At 71.0% G+C, this 24,717-nt stretch carries 15 protein-coding genes and 1 pseudogene; 7 read left to right on the top strand and 9 right to left on the bottom strand.

Features of this window, described 5'->3' with window-relative positions; all coding sequences use genetic code 11:
• Nucleotides 1-305 precede the first annotated feature (305 nt).
• Nucleotides 306-1,334: pseudogene (gene sitA5, locus KY661_RS28065) on the bottom strand (SitA5 family polymorphic toxin); the annotation flags it as partial.
• A 485-nt stretch (nucleotides 1,335-1,819) separates the two neighbouring features.
• Between sitA5 and KY661_RS28060 the strand changes: the two are divergent.
• The 3 genes from KY661_RS28060 (at nucleotide 1,820) to KY661_RS28050 (ending at nucleotide 12,015) form a co-directional block, all read left to right on the top strand.
• Nucleotides 1,820-8,356, top strand: coding sequence for a HEAT repeat domain-containing protein (locus tag KY661_RS28060; RefSeq protein ID WP_225413133.1), 6,537 nt, complete (start codon nucleotides 1,820-1,822; stop codon nucleotides 8,354-8,356).
• Nucleotides 8,353-10,194: an SWIM zinc finger family protein gene (locus KY661_RS28055; protein ID WP_225413132.1), complete on the top strand. Its 1,842-nt coding sequence runs from the start codon at nucleotides 8,353-8,355 to the stop codon at nucleotides 10,192-10,194. The genes KY661_RS28060 and KY661_RS28055 overlap by 4 nt, the downstream gene beginning before the upstream one ends.
• 393 nt (nucleotides 10,195-10,587) lie before the next feature.
• The gene (locus KY661_RS28050) at nucleotides 10,588-12,015 is read left to right on the top strand and encodes a reverse transcriptase family protein (RefSeq protein ID WP_225413131.1); all 1,428 of its coding nucleotides are present in this window, start codon (nucleotides 10,588-10,590) and stop codon (nucleotides 12,013-12,015) included.
• Nucleotides 12,016-12,027: 12 nt separating this feature from the next.
• On the opposite strand, the gene KY661_RS28045 is transcribed toward KY661_RS28050, so the two are convergent.
• Nucleotides 12,028-13,515, bottom strand: coding sequence for an ELWxxDGT repeat protein (locus KY661_RS28045; RefSeq protein WP_263437429.1), 1,488 nt, complete (start codon nucleotides 13,513-13,515; stop codon nucleotides 12,028-12,030).
• 191 nt (nucleotides 13,516-13,706) lie between these two features.
• On the opposite strand from KY661_RS28045, the gene KY661_RS28040 reads away from it, so the two are divergent.
• Nucleotides 13,707-14,984 carry a chloride channel protein gene (locus KY661_RS28040; protein ID WP_225413130.1) on the top strand — a complete coding sequence of 426 codons (1,278 nt, stop codon included), beginning with the start codon at nucleotides 13,707-13,709 and terminating at the stop codon, nucleotides 14,982-14,984.
• Nucleotides 14,985-14,988: 4 nt separating this feature from the next.
• Here the strand turns inward: KY661_RS28040 and KY661_RS28035 are convergent, their stop codons facing one another.
• The 3 genes from KY661_RS28035 to KY661_RS28025 all read right to left on the bottom strand — a co-directional run bounded on the left by KY661_RS28035 (nucleotide 14,989) and on the right by KY661_RS28025 (nucleotide 18,443).
• Nucleotides 14,989-15,522, bottom strand: a complete 534-nt coding sequence (locus tag KY661_RS28035; RefSeq protein ID WP_225413129.1) for a 3'-5' exonuclease — start codon at nucleotides 15,520-15,522, stop codon at nucleotides 14,989-14,991.
• A gap of 112 nt (nucleotides 15,523-15,634) precedes the next feature.
• On the bottom strand, nucleotides 15,635-16,972 hold the full coding sequence (locus KY661_RS28030; protein ID WP_225413128.1) for a CapA family protein: 1,338 nt from the start codon (nucleotides 16,970-16,972) through the stop codon (nucleotides 15,635-15,637).
• A 28-nt stretch (nucleotides 16,973-17,000) separates the two neighbouring features.
• Nucleotides 17,001-18,443 (bottom strand): family 43 glycosylhydrolase, encoded by a 1,443-nt coding sequence (locus tag KY661_RS28025; protein ID WP_225413127.1) that lies wholly within the window; start codon nucleotides 18,441-18,443, stop codon nucleotides 17,001-17,003.
• Nucleotides 18,444-18,564: 121 nt separating this feature from the next.
• Here KY661_RS28025 and KY661_RS28020 point away from each other — a divergent pair, with 121 nt between their 5' ends.
• Entirely contained in the window at nucleotides 18,565-19,224 is a 660-nt protein-coding gene (locus tag KY661_RS28020; protein WP_225413126.1) for a hypothetical protein, read from the top strand.
• Between the two features lie 9 nt (nucleotides 19,225-19,233).
• The gene (locus tag KY661_RS28015; protein WP_225413125.1) at nucleotides 19,234-20,208 is read left to right on the top strand and encodes an RpnC/YadD family protein; all 975 of its coding nucleotides are present in this window, start codon (nucleotides 19,234-19,236) and stop codon (nucleotides 20,206-20,208) included.
• A 1-nt stretch (nucleotide 20,209) separates the two neighbouring features.
• On the opposite strand, the gene KY661_RS37780 is transcribed toward KY661_RS28015, so the two are convergent.
• The gene (locus tag KY661_RS37780) at nucleotides 20,210-21,385 is read right to left on the bottom strand and encodes an RCC1 domain-containing protein (protein WP_225413189.1); all 1,176 of its coding nucleotides are present in this window, start codon (nucleotides 21,383-21,385) and stop codon (nucleotides 20,210-20,212) included.
• Here KY661_RS37780 and KY661_RS28005 point away from each other — a divergent pair.
• Entirely contained in the window at nucleotides 21,357-21,512 is a 156-nt protein-coding gene (locus KY661_RS28005; protein ID WP_225413192.1) for a hypothetical protein, read from the top strand. The genes KY661_RS37780 and KY661_RS28005 overlap by 29 nt on opposite strands.
• A gap of 229 nt (nucleotides 21,513-21,741) precedes the next feature.
• Here KY661_RS28005 and KY661_RS28000 read toward each other — a convergent pair whose 3' ends face one another.
• From KY661_RS28000 to upp, 3 genes are all read right to left on the bottom strand, one after another.
• Nucleotides 21,742-22,584, bottom strand: coding sequence for a hypothetical protein (locus KY661_RS28000; RefSeq protein ID WP_225413124.1), 843 nt, complete (start codon nucleotides 22,582-22,584; stop codon nucleotides 21,742-21,744).
• Nucleotides 22,585-22,645: 61 nt separating this feature from the next.
• The gene (locus tag KY661_RS27995; protein ID WP_225413123.1) at nucleotides 22,646-23,929 is read right to left on the bottom strand and encodes a lipase family protein; all 1,284 of its coding nucleotides are present in this window, start codon (nucleotides 23,927-23,929) and stop codon (nucleotides 22,646-22,648) included.
• Between the two features lie 102 nt (nucleotides 23,930-24,031).
• Complete coding sequence (upp, locus tag KY661_RS27990) at nucleotides 24,032-24,673, bottom strand: uracil phosphoribosyltransferase (RefSeq protein WP_093522841.1); 642 nt, start codon at nucleotides 24,671-24,673, stop codon at nucleotides 24,032-24,034.
• Nucleotides 24,674-24,717: the final 44 nt, after the last annotated feature.

Below are 24,717 nucleotides of genomic sequence, written 5' to 3'. Positions count from 1 at the left end.
ATGACTCCGAATTGCTGCAGGGCCTTCAGCCCAAACTCTCTTTGCTCCGCATATGATTTCGTGCGCAGCCATTCACGCACGACCATGCCGCCCGTGAACTTCTGCTTCGAGGAGTAATACGCACTGATCTTCACGTGGACGCCGGCCTCAACCACCATCACGTTTTCGGTGTTGTGCAGGGCCTCAGGACCGAACCGTTCGACGTTACTCCGCGTCTGCTCGACAATGTGGTGCCAGTTCTTGCCCTCACCCGCAGAACCCATCGCGCTCTTGAATTCCCTCATGGATTTGAAGGCCCTGAGGCCGGCCTTGGATGCCCCACCAGCACCGCCTGTATCCCGCGCCGTCATGGCGACTGCATTGGGGGCAAGCGCGATGGTGACTCCCTCGGCACTGAGGGCGGCTGATTCCACCTGAGCCAGAGCAGGGGCCGCGAAACGGATGCCCAGTTGTGTCTCGGCCACCACTGCAGCCTGCCCGGCCCCCGGCAACTGGGGCAGCGCCGCCGCCATCCCCGCCACCGTGTTCCCCATCGCTACCGTCGCCAGCATGACGAAGGCTCGTGCCGCCTTCGCCCCCATCACACCCCCGAACTTCTCTCCGGAGACATGGATGCCGTCGAAGGTGGTGGCCCGATCCACCTCCTTCATCAACACCAGCCACCCATCGATCAGCCGCCACACCGTGTCCCAGCCCAGGTACGCCATGGCCCCCAGCGTCAGCAGCGCCGCCACCCCCTTGGTCACCGGCTCAGGCAACGCCAGCAAGACGGCATACATGGTCAGGCCACCGACGACTGTGGCGACCACCGCCTGGGGGCTCACCAGTTGGCGGAGTTCTTCCTTCATGGCTCCCAGCACCTTGCCATGGGCGATCGCCATGGCCAGGGCGTACTTGCCATCCCCATCGAGAAAGGGCCTGTCCACCAGCAGGCGCAGGCAATCCCCAGGTCCCCAGGTCCGCTCGCACCACAGCAGGTAACGGCGCTTCAGTTCCTCATCGGCTGGCAACAGGCGAAGGTTCTCATGGCTCCCCAGCTCCGAGGCCATGAGACGCTGGCTCCTGCCCTCGTACCGGAACCAGCCACTTCGCTCAGGGACTCCGAACCGCTGCCGAGCGTGCTCCAGGGGCCGAGCTGCTGGAGGAACGGAGGGGATGTGTTCCGCTACGGCTTGCTTGAACTCCTTGTCGCTCACCTCCACCGGCTCCCCATCGCGGCGCAGGATGTGGACGATGGGCTCGCCCTGCCCTGTCTCCAAGCGGACGAACTTCGCCGTGCTGCCACTACACCCCACGACGAACGCGACCAGCGGCAGAATCGTCCATCGTCGCATGTGGCGCCTCCTGGCCCCCACCCTCTGGAGCACGAGCCGAGACTACAGGGACGCTAGGTGATGCGCCTCCCGCGATGACCACCCGCCAGTCGCGCATAAGAAAGCGAAGACACCTTGAAACCTCGTGAGGTTCGACCGAGGCGGAGGTATCAGGGGCGCCACGCGACGGAAGAGTTCCAGTCCGGGACGGGTGAACCGCCTCCCACGGCCCCCCAGCCCAAACCGCCCCATCCTGTCTCATGCCGTACTGGGGCGTTGGCGTGAGCGCCGGTGTGGCGGCACACCCCAGGAAAACTTCCATCACGACGAGCGGGCGGCAGTGCATCCGTAAGGAGCTCCTCCCAGCGGCGCCTCTTCTTGGCCCCCCGTTGCCTGAGCAGAATGTGCTAGACCCACAGCTCCATGGCTCGCCACCGACGCCATGGGCCACCCGGGGTGCTGCGTCCTGAGTGCCCCATGCCGGATCCGGAAGGTCTCAGAGAGACATGGCCCAGCTCGCCATCGGCAATATCGAGAAGGTACGGGCACTGGCGGCCAACGGCCGGGTGCTCCTCGTCGGGGGCGCGCGCGCGGCTTCCGCCAGCAAGCTCACCGCGTACGACACCACCGCCAACAAGGTGCTGTGGAGCGTGGAGCTGCCCTCGGCGGTGCTCGCCCTGGCGCTGGCCGGTGAGCGCTGGGCCGCCGCCGGCGCGGATGGCACCGTGCGCGTGGGCGCCCTGGGCGACGGCACCCTCGAGCGGGAGCTGCCCTCGGCTCACCCCGGCGGCTGCACGGCGCTCGCCTTCGGCCTCGACGGCCAGCGGCTCTACACCGTGGGCATGGATGGCGCCCTGCGCGCCTGGGCCCTGAGCTCCGGAGAGGCGCTCCAGTCGTGGCAGGCCTCCGCCCAGCCCCTGCGCGCCGTCGCCGTGGCTCCGGGCAACGCCACCGTCGCCTGCGCGGGCGATGACGCCGTCGTCCGCGCCTTCACCCTCGCCTCCCGCGCCCAGCGCGACATGCCCGGCCATGACGGCCCCGTGCGCGCCCTGGCCTTCACCCCGCGCGATGGGCGGCTCGTGTCCGCCGGGGACGATGGCCGCATCCGCATCTGGTACCTCGCAGGCGCCGTGGAGTTCGAGACGCGCGGGGACAAGGACTCCGGCCACGCCGGGCCCGTGCTCGCCCTCCTCTTCCCGCCCACGCCCACGGCCGAGCCCGGCCAGGAGGCCAAGGACCGCTTCTGGACCGCCGGGGCCGATGGCCAGGTGAAGGTGTGGCGCCTGGACGAGCGCCGCAAACCCCGCACGCTCGACTTCGGGAGCAAGCCGCTGCAGGTGCTCGCCTTCGCGCCTCCTGCCAACCCCCGCCAGGCCAAAACGGCCCTCGGCCACGTCTTCACCGGCGGGGACTCGCGCCACGTGGCCCGCGTCACCCTCGCTCCCGATGGCACGCCCTCGGACGAGCAGCAGGAGTACCTCCACGGCTTCGAGGTGCTCACCGAGGCCCTGAACGAGGGCCGTCCCCGCCGGGAGGCCGCCGTCCGCGAGGCCGCCGCGCTGGAGGAGCCCGAGGCGCTGAGCTTCGCGCTCCAGGTGCTCACCTCGGACCGGGACGCCCCGGTGCGCGCCCTGGCCGCCTCCGAGCTCGCCGCGAAGGGCCGGACCGGCGCCCGTCCCAAGCTGCGCGAACGGCTCGATGACGAGGCGCCCTCCGTGCGCGCCGCCGCGCTGGAGGCCCTCGCCACGCTGGAGGAGTCCCCCCTGGCCGCCCCGCGCGCGGCGCTCGGCTCGCGCCATGCGGACACGCGCGTGGCGGGCCTGTGGCGGCTCTCCGCCCTGGCGGGCACCTCGCCCCTGGTGCCCGGCCTCATCGCCGGGAAGCTGGCGGACGCGGATGCCTCCGTGGGGCTCGCCGCGCTGGATGCGCTCACCGTGGCCTCCCCCGAGGGCAGCCCCGAGCCCCTGCGGATGGCCTTCGAGCGCGGCCCCCCGGCGCTCCGGACGGAGGTGCTCCTGCGCGCCGCCTGGACCGGGCAGCTCGGCTCCGCCGCGCTCCAACCCCTGGTGGCCCGCGCCCTGGACGACATGGATCCGGACGTGCGCCACAACGCTTTCCTGCTGCGGGTGATGGAGCGCCGCGCCCTGGCCCACACGCTGGAGAAGCTGGATCCGGACTTCGTCCGCGCGGGGCTCGACCTGGGCCGCCGGCTGGCCCGCCTGCCCAAGACGCCCTCGCCCCAGCCTCCGGACCCCAAGCCCGTCTCCAACGCCGAGGCCCAGGCGGCCCGGGCGCAGCTTTCCGGGGTGGGCAAGGCCGGTGCCGCCCTCACCGAGGCGGACCTGGAGCCGCTGCTGGCCGCCATGGCCTGCCGCACCCCGGACACCGCCGCGCGCGGCGCGCAGGCGCTCGCCTACCTCGGTGACACGCGCGCCCTGGGGGCCCTGCTCCAGCTCTCCCGCGAGCCCCATGCCTCCATCCGCCGGTTCGCCGCCTTCGCGCTCCAGGTGCTGAAGGACCCCCGGGCCCGCGAGCGGCTCGTGTGGATGCTCGACGACGAGGACGCGGACGTGCGCGCCACCGCCTTCGAGTCCGTGGTGTCACTGGACGTGGAGACGCCCCTGGCCAGCACGCAGGCCGCGCTGCGCTCCTCCTTCGAGGACGTGCGCGTGCGGGGCCTCGCGCGGCTGGTGGAGCTGGGCACCGCCACGCGCGCCGGGGAGGCCGAGACGCTGCTGGGCAACGCGCTGGAGGACGAGTCCAGCAAGGTGCGGGACGAGGCCTTCCGCACCCTCTGGGCCTGGAACGAGCAGGACCCGCAGAAGGCCCTCGACCGGGCCCTGGCCGGGCGCTTCCCGGACCTGCGCCGGCGCGCCGTGGAGGTGCTCTCGCAACAGAGCGAGCAGGCCTGGGCGCTCGACCGGCTGAAGCAGGCCGTGAAGGACCGGGACGAGGGCGTGGCCACCGCCGCCTACGAGGCGTGGGTGAAGCGCGTGGGCAAGCCGCAGCCCGAGCCCCACCTCGCCGCGCTCGACACCGCCCACATCTCCCTCCGCGCCCTCGCGGCGAAGGAGGCCGGGGAGGCCCCCGCCGCGCCCCTGCGCTCCCCGCTGCTCAAGCTCATCCAGGACGAGGCGCCCGCCGTTCACCTCCAGGCCCTGGAGACGCTGAACACGCTCGTGAAGGAGGAGAACGGGCCGCTGCTCGCGGGGCTCCTCTCGGCGTCGCTGCCCTTGCAGGTCCGCGCCGCGGAGCTGCTCGCCGAGCGGCGCGCCGAGGACATCATCGAGCCCATGCGCTCGCTCATCACCAGCAAGGATCTGGAGCAACGCTACCCGCCGCAGTTCCTCTTCCCGCTGCGCGCCCGCGCCGCGAGCGCCCTGGCCACGCTGGGCTCGCGCCGGCTCCTCTCCTTCTATACGACGCTGCTCCAGCACGAGCAGAACGAGGTGAAGGAGCAAGGCGCCCGGGGCCTCGCCACCGCCAGCCGCCGGGGCGACGAGGGGGCGCTGCTGGATGCGCTGGGCCACGCGATGGTGGCGGTGCGCTCCTGGGCCGCCGATGGCCTCGCGCGCCTCGGGGACGTGCGCGCCCTGCCCGTGCTCACCGGTACGCTGCGCCATGAGCACCTGCCCGTGCGGCTGGGGGCGCTGCTCTCCTTCGCCGCGCTGGGCGCCTCGGGCGAGGGCGGCATGCTCCACGGCCTGGAGGACACCCACCGGGACGTGCAGGAGCGGGTGTTCGCCATCATCCTCGCCCGGGACTTGCGCGCCTCGCGCCGGGGCGAGCCGCCGGACCTGCTCACCAGCGCCCTGTCCAGCACGCGGGCCGAGGTGCGCTATGCCGCCGCGCGCGCCCTGGAGCTGCGCGCCGAGCCCGAGGCGTTCCTCGCCCACCTCGTGGAGGCCCTGATGCCGCCCCGGCCGGAGAAGGCCGGGGACATGAAGGAGTGGCCCGCCGAGGAGGAGCGCGCCCGGCGCATGGTGAAGCTCGCCGAGGCGCTCGCCAGCGACGTCTCCGAGCAGCGCTACGCGGCCGCCCAGGTGCTCAACCTCCGCCACAAGCCCGTGGAGTACTTCCGCGAGGCCCAGAAGGTGGCGCAGCTGCACTCGCTGGACGCGCCCTGGAAGCCGGAGACGGCGCCCCGCCCCGGGCCCGCCACGGACAAGCCCGCGAAGCACTGGCTGCGCCGCATCTTCTCCACCGGCACGGACGCCGGCAAGGAGCCCTCGGCGCTCGCCTCCGCGGAGCGTCAGCACCTGCGGCGCCTGGCCTTCGGGGCCTACGTGGGCCTGCTGCGCCAGGTGTCCTCCGAGGGCGACGAGGGCCACCGCGTGCGGCGGGACGCCGTGGACCGCGTGGTGAAGCTCACCCAGGAGGGCGTCGCGGGCCAGCCCGCCGCCGTGGCCGCGCTCCTGCGTGCCCTGGAGGACCCGCACCAGCTCGTGCGCAAGGCGGCGCTCGCGGGGCTCCAGGAGCTGTACCCCGCGGGCTCCGAGGAGCCGCTGGCGCTCGCCCTGGCCTCGCTCTCCCAGGACGTGGCCCGGGCCGCGCTGGATGCCCTGGCCACGCGCGGGGAGACGGCCCGGCCGCGCATCACCGCCGCGCTCAACTCGCCGCTGCCCGAGGTGCGCCGGTACGCCTTCGAGCTGCTGGAGCGGCTGAGCCCCGCAGGCAGCCTGGAGCCCCTGCTGGCCGCGCTCTCCAGTGAGCACGCGGATCTGCGCGTGGGCGTCATCGAGCGGCTGGCTGGGGCGAACGATGCCCGCGTCACCGAGGCGCTGGGCCGGGCCATGGCCAGCGAGCACGAGGACCTGCGCATGCGGGCCGCCGAGCTGCTCGCGTGGCGCAAGGATGACCGGGCCGTGGAGGTGCTGAGCGCCTTCCTGCGCTCGGAGAACACGGCCGCCGCCGCGCGGGCCCTGACGGCGCTCACGCGGCTCTCCACCCCCGCCGCCGTGGCCGCCCTCGCCAGCCGGCTTCGCGCCGCGCCAGGCCTGGACGAGCGGGCCGCGCTCGTGAAGGCCCTGGGGCGTACGCTCCTGCCGGAGGCGGTGGAGGTGCTGGCCCAGCAGGTGCTGGACGACGAGGCCCCCAGCGTGCGGCTGGCCTGCCTCACCGCCGCCATGGAGGTGGCGGACCGGAACGTGAAGCCCAACGCCCAGGGCACGCGCGACATGAACCTGCGGGACATGGCGCTGGCGGTGCGCTTTCTGCGCGCCGCGGCCCGCTCCGCGGACGTGGCCGTGCGCCAGGCGGTTCCCCGGGAGCTGGTGCCGGGGGCCGACGTGGGCCAGGACGCCCTGCTCCTGAGCCTCTTCCCGGACCGGGACGTGACGGTGCGCCGCGAGGCGGTGGCGCACTACTCCTCGCGCGTCGTGCACCAGGGCGCGAAGGTGGAGCCCATCGAGGAGGTGCTGCGCGCCGGCGCCCGCGAGCTGATGCTGCCCGCGGCCGAGGCCGTCGCCTCCAAGGGCCTGCCCAGCGCGCTGCGCCCGTTGCTGCTGTACGCGCGGGCCGGCGAGCCGGGGGATCGCGAGCGCGCCCTGCTGGCGCTCGGCAGCCTGGGGGATGCGCGCGCCCTGGCCGAGCTGGAGACGGTGGCCGGCGGCGGCACCCCGGAGGCCCCCGCCGAGCCCCCCATGCTGGTGGCCGCCGTGGAGGGCCTGGGCCGGCTCGCCGCGAAGCTGCCCGAAGGGGAGGACCGCAAGCGCATCGAGGAGAAGGTGGAAGCCGCCGCGCTGGAGGCGGGCAGCCTCGAGCAGCAGCAGGCGGGTGTACGCGGCCTGCGCTTCATCGGTGGCGAGCGCTCGCGGGCGAAGCTGGAGGCCCTGCTCACCGATGACACCACGGGGCTGATGGTGCGCCTCACCGCCGCCACCGAGCTGGGCAAGCTGGGGGCGCCCGAGGCCGAGTCCACCCTGGCCCAGGTGCTCGACGACCCTGAAGCCCCGCTGCGGCAGGAAGCCCGCAAGGCGCTCGATGCCCTCTTCCCGAAGGACCGGGTGCGGGTGGAGTTCCTCGCGGTGACGAGCCGCTTTCCGGACATCTCCCAGCCCGCCGCCACATACCTGGCGGACGAGGCGGAGCCCGCCCAGCTCGTGCCCCACCTGGCCACGCTGAAGAACGAGGCGCTGCGGCAGCGCATCCGCCGGGGCATCGCCCGGCGCGGTGGCCTGCCCGTGCCGGAGCTGGCCGCGCTGCTCGCCCACGACGAGCCCCATGCCCGCGAGGAGGCCGCCCAGGTCATCGGCACGTGGACCGGCGAGCCCCGCGCCCCGCTGTCCCCCGCCCACGCGGCCACCCTGCACGGCGCGCTGGCCTCGGCCGAGCGGCGCACCGCCGCCGAGTGGGCCGCGGCCCCCAGTACGAAACGCCCCCCGCTCGCCAGCGCGTGGCAGCGGCTGCTCTGGGCGAGCGCCCGGCTGGGCACCGCGCCGCTGGCCACCGGGGCCCACGCCATCCTCCGGGGAGGCGAGGCCGTCGCCCCGGCAGCGGTCCGCCAGGAGGCCGCACGCGCCCTGGCCCTGCTGGGCACGGCGGAGGGAAACACCGCGCCGGTGCTGGCCTCCGCGAAGGAGCGCGCCTCGGCCGCCGAGGCCCTGCGCACCGCGCTGACGGATGCCGACGCACGGGTGCGCTCCGCCGCCGCGGCCTCCCTGGCCCGGCTCGCCCCGGAGCGCACGGACTGGGCGCTGGCGGTGAAGCCGTTTGATCCGGTGGCCGTCGGGCCCCTGGCCGCGGGGCTGCGCGCGCCCGAGCCCCTGGCGACCTCCGAAGGACGGCGGGCCGCCCTGCCCGCGCTGCTGGCCGCTCACCAGTGGGAGCCGCTGCGCGCGCTCGCCACCGGAGGGACGCCTCAAGTGAAGCAAGAGGCCCTGGCCGCGCTCGGCCGCATGGGCGATGAAGCCGCGGCGGAGCTGCTCAAGGGCCTCGCCTTCGACAAGGCGCAGCCGGAAGCCCTCCGCAAGGCGGCCTGGCGCGCCCACCAACGCGCCCGCCGGGCCCTGGCCCGTACCCGTAAGGAAGGAGCCCCCTCATGACGCCCGCCACCTCCCGCCACCCCGTCGAGCTGCGCTACGCCACCACGAGTGACGTGGACACCCGCCCGGAGGCCTCGCGCGTGCTGCTGGCCCTGGAGGGCTCGCGCGGCACCGTGGGCGTGCGCGGCAAGGTCCGCGAGCCCGCCCTCTTCCGGGACGCGCTGGCCGCCACGCTGGGCATCCTCGCCAGCGACCTGCGCTACCAGGGACGGGACCGCACGGCCTACCTGGCCTACCTGATGAAGCAGGGCAAGCGCGCCACCGCGCAGATCTGGGAGGCGCAGAAGGCCTTCCTGGACGCCTCGCTCCAGACCGAGGAGCAGAAGGACACGGTGTTGGATCCCGTCCTCACGGTGGATCCGGATCAGGTGTCCCTGGAAGTCTTCTCCCGCGACGAGAGCGCCTACGCGCGCCTGGCCTTCGACAGCGCCCTGTTCGAGGGCCGCGAGGCCGCGCACGGCTCCACCTTCCTGGACGTGCCCAAGGACCTGATGGCCAAGGTGGACCGGCTGCGCACCTACGTGCCGCTCTCCCTGGAGGCGCACGTGGCGCTGCCGGCCCAGGAGGCCCGGGCGCCCCGGAACGTGGAAGTGCCCCACGCGTGGCTGCGCGGCTTCCTCCAGGTGCAGTCGGCCGCCACGCTCCCGGCGAGCACCTGCACGCTGGCGCCCATCGACCTGTACAACCTGCTGTTCGCCCTGCGCACCCGGAAGGCCAAGACGGCCCCGCGCGCGCTGCGCTTCGAGCTCATCCCCGGCGCCGTGCCCCGGCTCATCATCGAGCCGTGGGAGCTGGTGCTGGAGTGCCACGCCTCGGTGTACACGGGCACGGTGCCCGCGGTGGTGCGCACCTTCGGCCGGCAGCGGCTGGCGGCCCTCGCCCGGCTGCTGCCCCACGCCCAGAACATCCGGGTGCGGCTCCTGGGCCCGGGGCTGCCGGTGTTCTGGGCGGTGGACCTCGGGCAGGCCACGCTGACGCTGGCCCTCACCGGGTGGACGGAGAGCGGCTGGTCCAGCGCCGCCGCCTTCGACGTGCTGATGCCGCGCGCGGTGCCGGACGGCCTGCCCGAGCGGCTGCGCCAGCGGCTGCGCACCGAGGGCCCCCTGTCCTTCGAGACGCTCGCGGCACAGGCCGGGGCCCCGAAGGACGCGGTGCGCGCGGCGTTGCAGCTCGAATGCCTCCGGGGGCGCCTCCTCTATGACATCGCCCAGGAGACGTACCGGCCGCGCGAGCTGATGCCCACGCCGGTGGACGAGGCCACCCTGCGCTACGGCAACGAGCGCGAGGCCCGGGCGCACCGGCTGCTCGGCGACGGCGGGCCGGGCGCGGGCGAGGTGAAGGTGACGAAGGTCCACGAGGTGGTGGGCGAGGGCACCCGCATCCAGGGCGAGGTGGTGGACCGGGAAGCCGTCCGCAGCTTCTTCCCCTCCTTCACCCTGGACCTGGAGGGGCGCGTGAAGGAGGCCAGCTGCGGCTGCCCCCACTTCCGGCGCTCGGGGCTGCGCGAGGGCCCGTGCGAGCACATGCTGGCGCTGCGGCTGGCCCAGACGCGGCAGCGCGCGGAGCAGGAAGCGCTGCGTCAGACGCCCGAGGGCCGCCAGCGCATCACCGCGGAGACGCGCGCCTACGTGCGGCGCGAGCCCTCCGGCCAGGAGCAGGTGTACCGCGTCTCACTGGATGGGAAAGTGGTGGCGGTGGAGTGGGGCCCCCGCCAGGGCGCCTCGCGCCAGCAGAAGCTCTGGTTCGACACGGACGCGGAGGCCCGCACCGCGTATTTCTCGCGCCTGGAGTCCCTGGCCGCCGAGGGATATATCGATGCGGCCGCTTCAATGATGTAGAACACGGAAACGGAAGCACACGGACGCTGCGGGAGCGCGGCAGGAAGGCAGGTGCGGCGGAATCATTCAGACGCGAGCAGCCGAGAGAGGTCCCAAGCCATCAGCCTCAGCGCCTCGAGCGCGGGAGCGGCGTTGCGCCGCTCTGGTTGAAAAGCAGGACACTCTCCGCAAGGTAGCCTGTTCTTGGCTCTCTTCCCTCCGGTACTGCCCTCCCGGGCCGGGGAGCTGAGCCAACGACGCGACCGCCGTTCCCCCGGCCCGGGAGGGCAGTACCGGAGGGGAGAGCCGGTGAGGCTACCGTGCCCCAGGTGAGAAGGTGGTGCCTTTGGGCCTCCCTCGACCGCTCGCGCTTCCGCCGCCCTGCCCCATGCGCCCTCGACGCCAGGAGCCGTCATGACCGCCAAGCTGGAGCCGCACGTCCCCGCCGCGCCGCCGGTCCCCGGCGAAGCGCCCGCGCCCACCCGTCCGGACCCGGCAAAGCAGGAGGCGCGCCGCGCCCACCACGAGGCCCTGCGCCTGCGGTGGAAGGCCATCGAGGAGGCAGGCGGCACGGACGCCTGGGTGCGCCAGCAGCTCGTGGCCAAGGGGGTGGCGGCGGACGAGGTGGACTTCGAGTCGCTCACCGACAAGCAGAAGGCGGCCTGGAAGGAGAAGAAGAAGGCGGAGGCCACCGAGCGGCGCGCGCAGAAGCGCCTGGCGTGGGAGGCCTGGAAGGCCACGCACATCCACCACCTGGGCGTGGGGGTGCACTGGGACGAGTCGGACGCGCCGGACACGTTCGACGTGGAGAACCGCGAGGAGCGGGCGAAGGCCAACGGCCTGCCGGAGACGCTGGACTCCGCCGAGGCGCTGGCCAAGGCGCTGGGCATCTCCCTGTCGCGGCTGCGCTGGTTCTCCTTCCACCGCGAGGTGGACACCGGCACGCACTACCAGACGTGGGAGATTCCCAAGCGGGACGGGGGCAAGCGCACGCTCACCTCCCCCAAGCGCGAGCTGAAGGCGGTGCAGCGCTGGGTGCTGGCGAACGTGGTGGAGCGGCTGCCGGTACACGGGGCGGCGCACGGCTTCGTCGCGGGGCGCTCCATCCTCACCAACGCGCTGGCGCACCGGGGCGCGGACGTGGTGGTGAAGGTGGACATGAAGGACTTCTTCCCCTCGGTGACGTGGCGCCGGGTGAAGGGGCTGCTGCGCAAGGGCGGCCTGACGGAGAACCTGGCCACGCTGCTGTCGCTGCTCGCCACCGAGGCCCCGCGCGAGGTGGTGCGCTTCCGGGGCCAGACGCTCTACGTGGCCCAGGGCCCCCGGGCGCTGCCCCAGGGCGCGCCCACCTCGCCGGCGCTGACGAACGCGCTGTGCCTGCGGCTGGACAAGCGCGTCTCGGCGCTCTCGAAGCGGCTGGGCTTCACGTACACGCGCTACGCGGATGACCTGACGTTCTCCTGGCGGCGGGCGAAGGCGCCCGGACAGGCCGACGCGCCGGTGGCGCTGCTCCTCGCGCGGGTGAAGGGCGTGCTGGAGGCCGAAGGCTTCACCCTGCATCCGGACAAGACGCGCGTGCAGCGCAAGGGCAGCCGGCAGCGCGTCACCGGCCTGGTGGTGAACGAGGCCCCCGAGGGCGCGCCCGGCGCCCGGGTGCCCCGGGACGTGGTGCGGAAGCTGCGCGCGGCGATCCACAACCGGGAGCAGGGCAAGCCCGGCCCCGAGGGCGAGACGCTGGAGCAGCTCAAGGGGCTGGCGGCCTTCGTCCACATGACGGACGCGGAGAAGGGCCGGGCCTTCCTGCGGCGGCTGGAGGCCCTTGAGCAGCGTCAGGCCCGCTGAAGCGAGGCGCCCTCACTCCTCCGGCGAGTTGCACGAGGCCCCGGCGCGAACCTTCACGCCCCAGAGCTCCGTGCCCTGGGCGGGCTCGGTGGCGGTGAAGAAGACCTCCCAGCCCAGGCGCACGAAGCCCTCCGGGTTGGACGCCTCGCCGCCCGGGGCGATGTCCCCCAGGGCGAAGGTGCCCCCCTCCAGGCCATTGCTCACCCAGGGCTCCCGGCCGCGCCCGGCGGTGGCCGCCGAGAAGAAGAGCAGCCCGGCGGTGGCCGTCAGATTCTCGGGGGTGGAGCCCTCCGCGCCCGGCGCCAGGTCCTTCAGCAGGGTGGTGCCCTTGGCCAGGCCATCGCTCACCCACAGCTCCCGCCCGTGCTCCGCGTTGGCCGCGGCGAAGTAGAGCCTCCCATTCATCGCCTGGATGAAGCTGGGCGCCGAGCTGTCCACGCCCGGCCAGATGTCCTTCACCCGGACGGTGCCCGGGGAGGTGCCATCGCTCACCCACAGCTCCTCGCCCTCGGGCTCTCCCCAGAACTGGGGCTCGCCGCCCCCGGCGCTGAAGTAGAGCTTGCCCCCCAGCGCCGTGAGGTCATGCGGGTAGAGGCCCGGGAAGAAGCGCAGCGGCTCGGCATAGGCGCCATCGGTCCACCACAGGCTCGCCTCGCCCTCGTCATTGTCGTGCAGGAAGAACAGCCGCGAGTCCGCCGCGGTGAAGGCGGACAGGAAGTTGTCCTCGGGGCCGGAGAAGACGGAGGTGGTGGCGGACACGCCCAGGCTGCGCCAGATGAACACCTCGGCCTCGACGTTGGCCACGAAGAAGAGCGAGTCGCCCATCCGGGTGAGCCGGCGGGGGCTGGAGCTGCCCGGCACCCCAGGGGAATAGACGTCATCCCCGGGATAGAGGTCACTCACCAGGAAGGTGCCCGCCTCCGTGCCATCGCTGCGCCACAGCTCGATGCCGTGCTGTCCATCGTTCGCGGCGAAGTAGAGCACCGGGCCGAAGGCGAGCAGCTGGTCGGGAGACGCGCCATAGGTGCCCGGCCAGATGTCCTTCACCATCCGGGTGCCCCCGGAGGTGCCGTCGCTGACCCACAGCTCCCGCCCATGCACCCCGTCGTCCGCGGTGAAGAACAGCTGGTTGCCCACGACGGTGAGGCGGCGGGGATTGGAGGTGGCGGTGCCGGGCCGCAGGTCCTTCACCAGCAAGGCGGCGGGGCCGCTGGCGTTGCCGAAGCCCTGGCTCCTCCACAGCTCCCGCCCATGCACCCCGTCGTCCGCGGTGAAGAAGAGGCTGCCGTTGCCAGCCACCAGCTCACGAGGCAACGAACCCTTGGCCCCCGGGAGCAGGTCCACCAGCAGCGCGGGGGTGCTAACGCAGGGTTTCCCCCCAGTGGGGGGCAAGACGGCCTCCCGCTCTGGGAACTCCTCCTTCCCAAGCGCCTCGGCTTGGCTCGACAGACAGGATGCGGCGCAGAGCAACAGCAACAGGGGAAAGCGTGGCATCACCATGGGCATGCTCTCCTTGGCTAGGGAGGAAGCCCTAATGGAGGTGTCACCGGGGGGCACCGTGCGGGAGCAGCCCTGAGGGGGCGATGCCCGGAAACTGGCCGCCATGAAACAGAGCCCCCGGGCCCCGCCGAGCCAGATGTAAAGTCTTCGTCCATGCGCTTGGCCGCCTCTCCCTCCCCGCGTGTCCGTCCGTGAACCCGCGGCAGAGCCTCCGCGCCTTGACGCAATGGGTGGTGCTGGGAACGCTCGTGGGGGCGGTGTGCGGGGTGGCCTCCGCGCTCTTCCTCTTCCTGCTGGAGGAGGCCACCGCCTGGCGTGAGCACCACGCCTGGGTTGTCTACGCGCTACCGGGCGCGGGGCTCGCGGTGGGAGCGCTCTACGCGCGGTGGGGCGCCTCCATCCGGGGGGGAAACAATCTCATCCTGGACACCGTGCACGAGGGGGACCGGCAGGTGCCGCTGCGCATGGCGCCGCTGGTGCTGCTCGGCACGGTCCTCACGCACCTGTTTGGCGGCAGCGCGGGGCGGGAGGGCACCGCGGTGCAGATGGGCGGCAGCCTGGCGGACGCCATCGCGCACCGCTTCCGCGTGTCCCCGGACACCCGGCGCGAGCTGCTCGCCGCGGGCATCGCGGGAGGCTTTGGCTCGGTGTTCGGCACCCCCATCGCGGGCGCGGTGTTCGGCCTGGAGGTGCTCGTGGTGGGCCGCCTGGGCTACGAGGCCCTGCTGCCAGCCCTCGTCGCCTCGGTGGTGGGAGACCTGACCACGCGGGGGCTGGGCATCGTGCACACCGCTTACCCGGCGCCGGGCGCCCTGCCGCTGACAGGCGGGGTGTTGGCCAAGTGGCTGGTGTTCGCGGTGGCGGTGGCGGCGGTGGCCATCGTCTTCATGGAGGGAACGCACCGGCTGAAGAAGGCACTGGAGGGACGCATCCCCGCCCTGCCCTGGCGCATGGCGGCCGGCGGGCTCGCAGTGGTGGGGCTGTGGCAACTGGCGGGGACGGACATGTACCTGGGGCTGGGGGTGCCCACGCTGGTGCGCGCCTTCGTGGACCCCTCGCTTCCGGTGTCCGCGTTCGCGTGGAAGCTCGTCTTCACGGCGGTGACGCTGGGGGCGGGCTTCCTGGGCGGCGAGGTGACACCGCTGTTCTTCATCGGCGCGGCGCTCGGCAACGTGCTGGCGCGGCTGCTGGGCCTGCCACTGGATGTGGGGGCGGCGGTGGGCATGGCGGCCCTCTTCGCCGCCGCGGCCAACACGCCCCTGGCGCTGACCATCATGGCGGTGGAACTCGTAGGCGCCAGCGTGCTGCCCCACGTGGCCATCGTGGCCACGGTGGCGTACCTGCTCACGGGCCACCGGGGCATCTACCCCGCGCAGCGCATCGCCCGGCTCAAGTACGGAGGCCCGCTGCTCGTGCGGCCCACCGCCCTCCGGGAGCTGCCGGACCAGAAGCCCCGCCCCGGCCCGTGAGCAGCTATTGCCTCCCAGCCGCCTCCACCGCCAGGACGATGCGAGCGCAGGCCTCCGCGTCCGAGAGGGCATCGTGGTGCTTGAGCGGGATTCTCAGCTGCCGGCAGACATCCGGCAGGGTGGCTCGCTGAAGGCCCCAGGTGGCCTTGGCCAGACGCACGCTGCACTTGAACTCCTGGGGCGGCAAGGCAAGCCCCGCGGCCGTGCAGCAGGCCTTGAGCACGGAGCGATCGAAGGGTGCGTTGTGAGCGGCCAGGAACTCCGCACCGTCCAGCAAGGGCGTGAGCCCGGTCCACACCTTGCCGAAGGTGGGGGAGCGGGCCACCATGTCCCAAGAGATGCCATGCATGGCCGTGAACTGGAAGGTCCGGCGCGGGGGCTGAATGAGCCGGTGCTCCCGGGCGGTGATCTGCCCATCCTCCACACGGACCAGCGCCACGGAACACGCGCTGTCCCGGTAGCAGTCCGCGGTCTCGAAATCGATGGCGACAAAGACATGCTTGGAAGACAGCGTGTTCCGCACCCTGTTGGCGACCATCGGCCCTCCGCGAGTTCCCGTGTCCCTTGGACTGTGTGAAGACACTACCCACGAGCCCTTGCGAAAGAGATCCCCCTTTCGGGGGGAGTCCTGAGCTGCGGAAAAGTCCTACTCAGGGGGTGGACTGCACCGCCACGGGTCCTGCCCCCACTTCCTTTCGGAGGCGCAAGCCCGGCGCAGCCACCGCGAACCCCTCGGGCAGCATCTTCAGGATGCGCTCGCGCCGGTACTTCATGAGCGCCAGCCGCTGCTCCAGCCCCCTCGCCTCCTTCGCCTGGAGCGGTTGCACGGCCAGCGCCGCGAGCCGCTCCTCCAGCACCGCCACCTCGCGATCGATGAGCACAGGCTGAATGAACCGGCGCTGCTTGCGCTTGCGCGTCCGCGCGTTGTTTTCGATCCACACCGGCAGCGCGGCCACCTCGTCGAGTTGCACGGGCCCGCCCGGCGCCTGCCGGCGCCAGGAGACGCGCAACAGCATGGAGTCCCGGGTGTCCCCCGCCTTGCCGGAGCTGCGCGGGGTATGGGCATAGAACCGGCCCTGGTTCGCCACCAGGTTGCCCAGGGAGTAGGCGATGAGCCCCCGCCGGCCGCCCTTCGTGGTGTACGCCTCCAGCGGCTGCAACACGTGCGGATGGTGGCCAATCACCGCCCCGGCGCCCGCGTCGATGAGCGCATGCGCCAGCGCCTCATCCTCGGGAAGGGGCTTCACCGTGTACTCCGCGCCCCAGTGCACCAGCACGATGAGCACATCGCACTGCGTGGCCGCCGTGCGCACCCGCGCCAGGAGCTGCTCGATCCCCGGAGGGCGCCCGGTCCTGGGGTAAGGCACGAGCGCGACATGGGGCTGCGTGGCCGCCACGGGGTTGTTGAAGCCATTGAGCAGGCGGGAGAAGGACAGAAACCCCAGCCGCACGCCCTGCGCCTCCATCACCACGGGCGCCCAGGCCTCCGCCCGCGAGGCGCCCGTGCCCACGTGCCGGACCCCCGCGGCCTCCAGGTGCTGGAGCGTCTCCACCATTCCCGTCAGGTGTTGATCCCGGGCGTGGTTGTTGCCCGTGGAGACGAGCCTCACCCCGGCCGCCGCGAGCGACTGGGCCAAGGCCGGCGGCGCATTGAAGAGCAGCTCCTTCGTCACCGCCTTCGGGTTGGCGGTGATGGGGGTCTCCAGATTCACCACCGCCACGTCCGCAGTGCGCAGCACGTCGGCGATGGGCCCGAAGAGCTGATCCCACCCCTCATGGTTGAGCGAAGGCGTGGGCGAGCCCTTCACCGGGGGCCCGGCTTTGCGGAAATGCTCCGCCGCCGTGCGCCGAACATCCCCATGGGAAATCACATCCCCACCGAAGACGAGCTCGACCCGCGCGGGAGGCGGAGGCGGCGCGGCGAACAGCAGGGGGGCCACCAGGAGAACGGACAGGAACACGCCGCGCAGCGTAGCAGTCCTCCCCATCCAGGGGGATGGTCCCCGCCCCGGGCCCTCAGCCCCCGAGCAGCTGAACCTCATAGAGGATGGGCGTGTACCAGTTGTTGGGATTGTTCCACAGCACCGCCTTGACGAGCACGATGCGGACATACCGGGCGGTGAAGTTCACGGCATCGGTCGTGAAGCCATACGTCTTGTTCGCGGTCCGGTCGAGGGACACCCAGCTCGCGCCGTCGGTGCTGTACTCGATGCGGTACTGGTAATAGGCCTCCGAGCCGTTGTGGAGGAACCACGAGATATCCACCTCGCGGATGTTCTTGGCCGAGCCGAGATCCACCTGCCACCAGGACGGCCAGGTGACGCCGGTGGCCTTCCACTCGGCCTGATAGTTGCCGTCGTTGGCCCGGCCCGCGGCGAAGCCGGACGCCGCGGAGCTGGCCGTCGCGGGCTTGCCCAGCGCATGGTTGACGAGCGCCGGATACGACACCGTCCCCGTGGTGGCGTCGAGGTTCCAGGTGCTGTGCCACTCCAGGGAGGCGGTCCCGCTGGAGCCATTCAAGGTGAGGGGCAACCAGATGTAACGGGAGTCCCCGAGCAAGCTCGGATTCCAGCGGTTGCCCATGTAGACGTACGCCGTGCCCGACGTGCCCTGCACGGGCAGGATGAAGTTGGACTGCGAGTAGAACGTCGAGGTGTTGCCGAGGTTCTGCGGGGCCGACCATGGCCCGCTCATGGACGTGGCCGTCATGTACTTGGCCTGATTCGGGTACCAGCCGGAGGCGCCCGAGGTGATCAGAAAGTACCGTCCACCTTGCTTGGCGACCGCGGGGGCCTCGCGGTGCCCATTCTCGGCCACCCAGCCGAGGAACGTGGACACGTTGAGGTAATCCGCCGTGAGCTTGAAGGACGCGAGGGAGCCGTTGGTACCGGTACCGGAGTTCGAGGCGGACAGGAGATAGGCGCTGCCGTCATCGTCCTTGAAGACGGTCATGTCCCGGGACTCGTAGCCGAGCGGCCGGAAGCTGCCGTGGTACGTGTAGCTGCCGCACACCGAGCTGCTGGAGGCCACGGCGACGCGGGCCAGCGAGTAGTCAGCGGCGTTCTCGTAGTGCATCCACATGACGTACTTGCCGGTCGCCGCGTTGTAGATGACCTTGGGCCGTTCGATCTTGCTGCTGGCCAGCTCGGCATGGGACGAGGGCTTCAGCGGATAGCCGACCCACTTCCAGTTCTTCAGATCCGGCGAGGAGTAACAGACGACGTTCCGGAAGGTCGCCGAGTTGTGAAGCTTGTCCTCGCCAATCCAGTAGAAGGTGGAGCCCACCTTGATGACGGCCCCACCGTGGGCCTGGAGGGTGCCCCCGGTCGTGTCGTACCAGACCGGCCCGTTGGTGATGGCCACGCTCGCGGCCTCCACGTGAGCGTTCTGAACGGACGCCGTGGCGGCCCAGGACAACAGACACATCGCAAACAGCATCATTCGCTTCATCAAGTCCATGCGAAACCCTCCCAGATTCGGGCAGACTGGCACGTGAGGGCATCCATTGAAACCTTCGAACGGCTCCCATTTCCTGTCAGGCGGGTACCTCATTGCCTGCCCCGCACCGCGTGCGCCGTTCATGGACGCGAGCCTCATTCCGGCCACGTTCCGGACGGCTTCTGGCTGCCTGGCCCCCATCATCCCGGATACCTGGGCCCTCGATTGGGCAGGAGGCACCGAGACCGAGTGGCTTCCGGTCACCGCACGCTTCGGGATTCCCCCGGACCGGCTGGACGCACTCATCCAGTGGGTGAGCCACCGGTTCGATAAGGATTTTCTCTGGCCGAATGTCTTCCTGACGCTGGAAGCAGCCCAGGAGTTCTGTGCCACCTTCATCCCGTCTGGCGGGGATGCCTTCATTCTTGGACTGGGACTTGCCAGCGCGGATGCCGATGACTTCTTGAATCAGACGGCGCCCAGTCCAGGACAGACGGCCATCGGACTCCATCAAATCCTTGCGCGGCGCCTCCTGCCATCCGAAGGCGGCGTGCCGCTGGGCTCGGAAGTCCTCGGGGTGGAGTTGGGCGGTAGCCTGCACTCATCCCTGTGCAACAGCCTCGAACGTGCTTTCGCTCAGCAGTTGAGCGCCCGGCCCAACGGGTACGGCCTCCTCGATGACCATGCCCTGGCCCAACGCTGCGCCGTGTACGCCGGCGGCGAGGACGCCCAGGCCGAGCCCATTCCCTGGCAGGCATGGGTCCTCACGGAGTTCCCACGGGCTGTCGGACGCCCGCCGTAGGCTTCCGCCATGGCCTCGATGCAGCATGAAGGGCTCTTGCTGCTGTTCCGTCATCGCCCCACGCTGGCGCCGGAGTTGCTGCGCGATGCGCTAGGCCTCGGCTTGCCGGCCTGGTCCGAGGCACGCGTCGAGTCCGCGGAGCTGACCGAGGTCGTTCCCACGGAGTACCGCGCGGATCTCGTGGTTCTCCTGCTGGAGGGCAAGCCCGTCTTCGCCATCGTCGTGGAAGTGCAATTGTCCCGCGACGAGGACAAGCGCAAGACCTGGCCCCTCTACCTCACCAGCCTTCGCTCACGGGTAAGCTGTCCTACCGCACTCCTGGTCATAGCGCCGGAGGCCTCCGTGGCCCGCTGGTGCGCACAGCCCATCGAACTGGGCCATCCGGGCTTCGTGCTCCGCCCCTTGGTCGCAGGGCCCGACGCCATCCCCGTGCTCACCGACGAGCAGGCAGCCCGCCGGGATCCGGAGTTGGCGGTATTGTCCGCCATGGCCCATGGGCACGCGGAGGTAGGCCCGGCCATCGCCCAGACCGTCCTGGCCGCCGTGGTGGGGCTTGATGCCGAGCGCGTCCGCCTCTACGTTGACCTGACCCTGTCCTCCCTCAACGAGGCGGCCCGTCACGCCTTGGAGGCTCTCATGCAGAGTGGCCACTACGAGTACCAGAGCGAGTTCGCACGCAAGTACCTCTCCCAGGGGCGAGAGGAAGGGCGCGAGGAGGGACTTCAGGAGGGGCTTCAGGAGGGGGAGCGGGCTGCCCTGTTCGAAGTCCTGGATGCCAGGGGCTTTGCCGTGGACGCGGAGGCCCGGCAGCACATCCTGGCATGCACGGACCCGGCACAGCTCAAGCACTGGCTGCGCAAGGCCGTCACGGTGTCCTCCGTTCAGGCCCTTTTCGAGCCTGTCCCGCCGCCCAAGCCTCCGGTGCGCAAGGCGGGCAAGGCTGGAAAGCGCAAGAAGGTCCCCAAGACTCGCCCCTCGCGGTAAGTCAGGGCCCCACGGGAACGGACGTCACCAGGCGCAGTCCAGGGACCCGTCCCGGGGAGGCACGGCTTGTGCCCGTCCCATCTCCAAGTTCACCCGTTTGGTTTCTGCCCCAAGCCCAAACGGTGCCATCGCTCTGTACCGCCAGCGAGTGCCGCTCGCCTGCGGCAATCGCTATCGCACCACTGAGCCCGGATACCGGCACAGGGGAAGCGCGATCATAGAATGTCCCATCTCCGAGAGCACCGCTGCCATTGAATCCCCAGGCCCAGACGGTGCCATCGCTGCGAAGGGCCAAGGAGTGGTCCCGGTTTCCGTCAAGCGCAATGATGTTGTTGAGGCTCGATGCAGACGCAGGCACGAGGCGTTCCTCTGTTGTCCCGTCTCCAAGCTTGCCAAACTCATTCGAGCCCCAACTCCAAAGACGGCCACCGTCACGAGCTGCCAGTGAGTGGCTCCCACCTGACGCAATCGCAGAGGCCTGGGTGAATCCGGGCAAAGACACGGGTAAAGACCGCCCGCGGATCGTTCCATCGCCCAGCTGGCCATCGGTGTTCGCTCCCCAGCCCCAGACGGAGCCATCATTCCGAAGTGCCAGTGAATGGAAGAAGCCCGCGGTCAAGGCCGTCACGCCGCTGATACCGGACAACGGAACAGGAGAATGACGCGGCAAGTGCGTCCCATCCCCTAATTGTCCCCCTGCGTTTTCCCCCCAAGCCCATACGAAACCGTCGCCGCTGAGTGCCAACGAATGGGCTCCCCCGGCGGAAACAGCAATGATTCGAGTCAACCCGGGGACTTGAACAGGCGCGAGGCGATTGACTGCCGTTCCATCGCCGAGCAGCCCCGCGCCGTTCTTCCCCCAAGCCCAAACAGTGCCATCACTCCGGACAGCCAACGAATGGTATATGCCTGCGGAGATCGCGATGACACTGTGCAGTCCTGTCACCTGTACCGGAACCAAGCGATGGGTGACGGTTCCATCTCCGAGCTGCCCACCCCCATTCTCTCCCCAAGCCCAGACGGTGCCATCGTCGCGAAGGGCCAACGAATGGGCATACCCGGCATCGAGGGCTGGCGCAGGGCAGGGGTTCGCGGACACGGTGAAGGCATGGGTGGCGGTCAACTCCCCAGCATCGCGGACCGTAGCCGTGACCGTGACGGCAGTGCCCGCGGGCATGCACGCGGGCGCAGTCCACATCACCTCGCTGGTGGTCTCAGCGCTCGACGGCTCCCCCAGGGCACCAGCGCTGGCCGTCCACGAGAACTCTAGCACCGGGGTCTCTTCGTCCCGCGCCACCACCTGAAACCGGACCACGTCCTGCGCCATCACGCTGCTGGCCGACTGGGAGTGATCGATGATGGCGGGCGGCGTCGTATCCGGGGAGGGCTCCGGCCCCGTGGGGCCCACGCCACACTGGTCCGGGTTGCGCTGGCAGAAGGCCGCCCGTTCCGCGTCGAAGTCCGTGCACCCCACCCCACCGCCCAGCACCACCGTGGCCAGCAGCGCCCAGCGTCCGGGCTTCCACCGGGGCTTCATGGCCACCTCCCATGAATCATCGCGGAGGTCCCATCCGTGCTCACCCCGAGCGACACGGGCCGCTCCGGCCCTCCCAGGAAGTACATTCCGGCCGCGGTGGCCACCCCTGCGGCCCCCACGCCCAGCAGGCTGAAGCCCACCGTCTGCCACGTACGGCCTCGCGAGACGCTCCGGTCCACATCCTCCCGCGTCGCGAGCGAGGGGTCATCGTCCCGCAGCCGTCCCCGCTCCCCGCGAGAGATGGCCCAGGAGACGCCTCCCGCCACCAGGAGGCCTCCTCCCACGGCGGCCGGCACCAGCGCATACTTCCTCAGGTCTCTTCCCGGGGCCCGCTGGCTCACGCCCTCGGCGCCTGGCACGGGCGCGGCGGGCGCCGGCACCGGCGAGGCCAGGGAGGGCGGACGCGCCAGCGGCTCCGCCTGCTGCTGCGCCAGGAGGGGGGCCATCTCTCGCTTCACCTGCTGACGCACGGACTCGAAGAGCTTGCCGATCTTCGGAGCGACCGGCACGGGCAGCTGAGCCTCGGGCTTCAGCAGCAGCGCGGCCTTGAACGCGGCGGTCCCCGGCTCCACCCGGCCCATCTCCGTCAGGAGGATGCCCTCGTAGAGGGAGAGGGTGACTTCGTCTTCCGTGCTGCGGGCCTTCTGTTGCTGGGCCAGCTGGATCTGGTTCAGCGCACGCTCGTATTCCAGGTTCTCATACAGGCGGCGAATCGAGATGAGGTAGCGCTGAACCTCGGGATTGGCCGCGGCATGACTGGCGGCAGACACCCCCACCAGCACGGCCAACGTCAGCGCGAACCTGATCGAACGGCTGCCGGACAGACCTGTCTGAGGCATAGGGCCCTTGGGAAGGAAAAGGCCCCATTTTTACCACGGAAGCCCTCCCGGCAGCCCCTTCTCAGTGTCGCGGGGCCCCGTGCCGCTGGAGCGTCGCGGCCAGGGCATTCACGAGCCGCTCGGCCTCCGGGCTCTCGGCGCTCCGGGGAACCGGGTACCGCTCGCGGCCGGCCTGGAGCGTGCGCGGCTCCTCCCCCTCGTTCTTCCCTGGCAGTTCTGGCGGGGGCTGCACGCCCGCGGCCTTCAGCGCCCGGCGCACCCCGGGGGCCAGCTCCGCGAAGAGCGCGCGGGAGTCCCCATCGAACGCCGAGGGACGCGCCTCCATCCACTCCGGGTTGAAGTGGAACCATTGGAAATAGGGCCCCGTGTGCTGGTAGCCCACCTGCTTGATGAAATCCACGAGGTGCCCCCCCGGGCTCGGAGGCACCGTGATGAAGCCATCGTTGTACTTCACCCGCCCCATCAGCGGCGGCGCCAGCGCCTGCACCTGGGTGTAATCCGCGTTCCGCGTGGTGTGCTCCGCCCTCTCCACGAGCGCCCGGATGGACTCCGTTCCCGGAATGATGGGGCTGTAGAGCGTGGCGGCCTTCGCCAGCGAGGCCGCGCTCCACGCTTGTGTCACCAGGTCCAGATCATTGGCGAAGCGCACCATCGTGAGGCCCGGCTTGCCGTCCGCGTACGCGGCGAAGGCACCATTGCCCGCGCTGGGGCCCGCGAAAGACAGACAGGTGAGCTGGGCATTGCCCTGGGAATCCCAGTGCCCCCTCGTGTCCGCCAGCCACAGCGCCACCGTCGAGGCCAGCGTGCCGCCCAGGCCGAACCCGGTGACATTCACCTTCACCTTCGCGCCCGTGAGCGTCTTCAGGAAGTGGGCCAGGGAGGTGCCCGCCCCCGGCCGTGGGCCCGACGGCGTTATCTCCTGAAGCACCGAGAGGCCGCTGGCGATGCCCAGGGAAATCTTGGCGTCCGCCGCCTCGGTCCCCGTCCCCCAGGGCACCTGCAACGCGACGAGCGACTCCTCCGCCATCCACTCGAACACCGAGGCGGTGCCCGCCCCCGAAATCGAGACGACATACTGCGCGGGGTCCAGCGTGGACTGCGCGACATACATCGTGTGGACCGGGAACGCGCTCGCAGGGTCCACGTGGACACTCGGCCCCCACACGACGCTCCACCCGCCAATGAAGGGCTGGGCCTTCGCGAGCGCCTTGTGGAGCGCCTCCTGGGTCCGCGCCTCGATGTCCTGGCCCGCGCCGGTGTCCTGGCGCAGCCCCTCGGACAGATTCGCGAACACCGCGAGAGCGAAGACATCCTCCTGCAGCTTGCTGATATCGGGCTGAAACATGATGCTTTCCTCGGCTGGTGAACAACCGGGAGGGAAAGCATCGGGGGTCTGTTTTCAAAGTCCGGTCCGACTTCCGGACAGGACGGCGTTCAGTGTTGGCCGCTACTTCGTGCCGAAGAGCCGGTCACCCGCGTCGCCCAGGCCCGGCAGGATGTAGCCGTGCTCGTTGAGCCGCTCGTCGATGGCCGCCGTGTACACGTGCACGTCCGGGTGGTGCTCGCGCAGGTTCGCCAGCCCTTCCGGGCAGGCCAGCAGGCACACGAAGCGCAAGCTCCCGGGCTTGCTCGCCTTGATGCGGCTGAGCGCGGCGATGGCCGAGTTGCCCGTGGCCAGCATCGGATCACACACGATGACGTCGCGGTCCGTGAGCTGTCCCGGAACCTTGTAGTAGTACTCCACCGCCATCAGCGTCTCGGGGTCGCGGTACATGCCGATGTGCCCGATGCGCGCGGACGGGACAAGCTGCAGCATGCCGTCCAGGATGCCCTGGCCCGCCCGGAGGATGGCCACCAGCACCAGCTTCTTGCCCTCCAGCACCGGCGCCTGCATCGTCGCCAGCGGCGTCTGGATGGTCTCCTCGCGCAGCTTCAGGTCCCGCATGGCCTCGTACGCCAGGAGCTGGGAGATTTCCTGCAACAGGGCGCGGAAGCTCGCCGTGCTCGTCTCCACGCGCCGCATCAGCGTGAGCTTGTGCTTCACCAGCGGGTGATCCACCACGGTACAGTTCGGGAAGTCCTGACTCACGTGCCCTCTCCCTTCGGCTAACGAGACCCAGGCGCCTTCATAGC

It is taken from the genome of Allostigmatella hybrida (genome assembly GCF_020103775.1).
Lineage (GTDB): Bacteria > Myxococcota > Myxococcia > Myxococcales > Myxococcaceae > Hyalangium > Hyalangium aurantiaca.
This window is presented reverse-complemented; position numbering and strand designations above follow the sequence as displayed.

Coding starts and splice junctions, on each gene's coding strand:
- KY661_RS28060 (WP_225413133.1), top strand. CDS start 1,820: ATGGCCCAGCTCGCCATCGGCAATATCGAGAAGGTACGGGCACTGGCG.
- KY661_RS28055 (WP_225413132.1), top strand. CDS start 8,353: ATGACGCCCGCCACCTCCCGCCACCCCGTCGAGCTGCGCTACGCCACC.
- KY661_RS28050 (WP_225413131.1), top strand. CDS start 10,588: ATGACCGCCAAGCTGGAGCCGCACGTCCCCGCCGCGCCGCCGGTCCCC.
- KY661_RS28045 (WP_263437429.1), bottom strand. CDS start 13,515: ATGGTGATGCCACGCTTTCCCCTGTTGCTGTTGCTCTGCGCCGCATCC.
- KY661_RS28035 (WP_225413129.1), bottom strand. CDS start 15,522: ATGGTCGCCAACAGGGTGCGGAACACGCTGTCTTCCAAGCATGTCTTT.
- KY661_RS28030 (WP_225413128.1), bottom strand. CDS start 16,972: ATGGGGAGGACTGCTACGCTGCGCGGCGTGTTCCTGTCCGTTCTCCTG.
- KY661_RS28025 (WP_225413127.1), bottom strand. CDS start 18,443: ATGGACTTGATGAAGCGAATGATGCTGTTTGCGATGTGTCTGTTGTCC.
- KY661_RS28020 (WP_225413126.1), top strand. CDS start 18,565: ATGGACGCGAGCCTCATTCCGGCCACGTTCCGGACGGCTTCTGGCTGC.
- KY661_RS28015 (WP_225413125.1), top strand. CDS start 19,234: ATGGCCTCGATGCAGCATGAAGGGCTCTTGCTGCTGTTCCGTCATCGC.
- KY661_RS37780 (WP_225413189.1), bottom strand. CDS start 21,385: ATGCCCGCGGGCACTGCCGTCACGGTCACGGCTACGGTCCGCGATGCT.
- KY661_RS28000 (WP_225413124.1), bottom strand. CDS start 22,584: ATGCCTCAGACAGGTCTGTCCGGCAGCCGTTCGATCAGGTTCGCGCTG.
- KY661_RS27995 (WP_225413123.1), bottom strand. CDS start 23,929: ATGTTTCAGCCCGATATCAGCAAGCTGCAGGAGGATGTCTTCGCTCTC.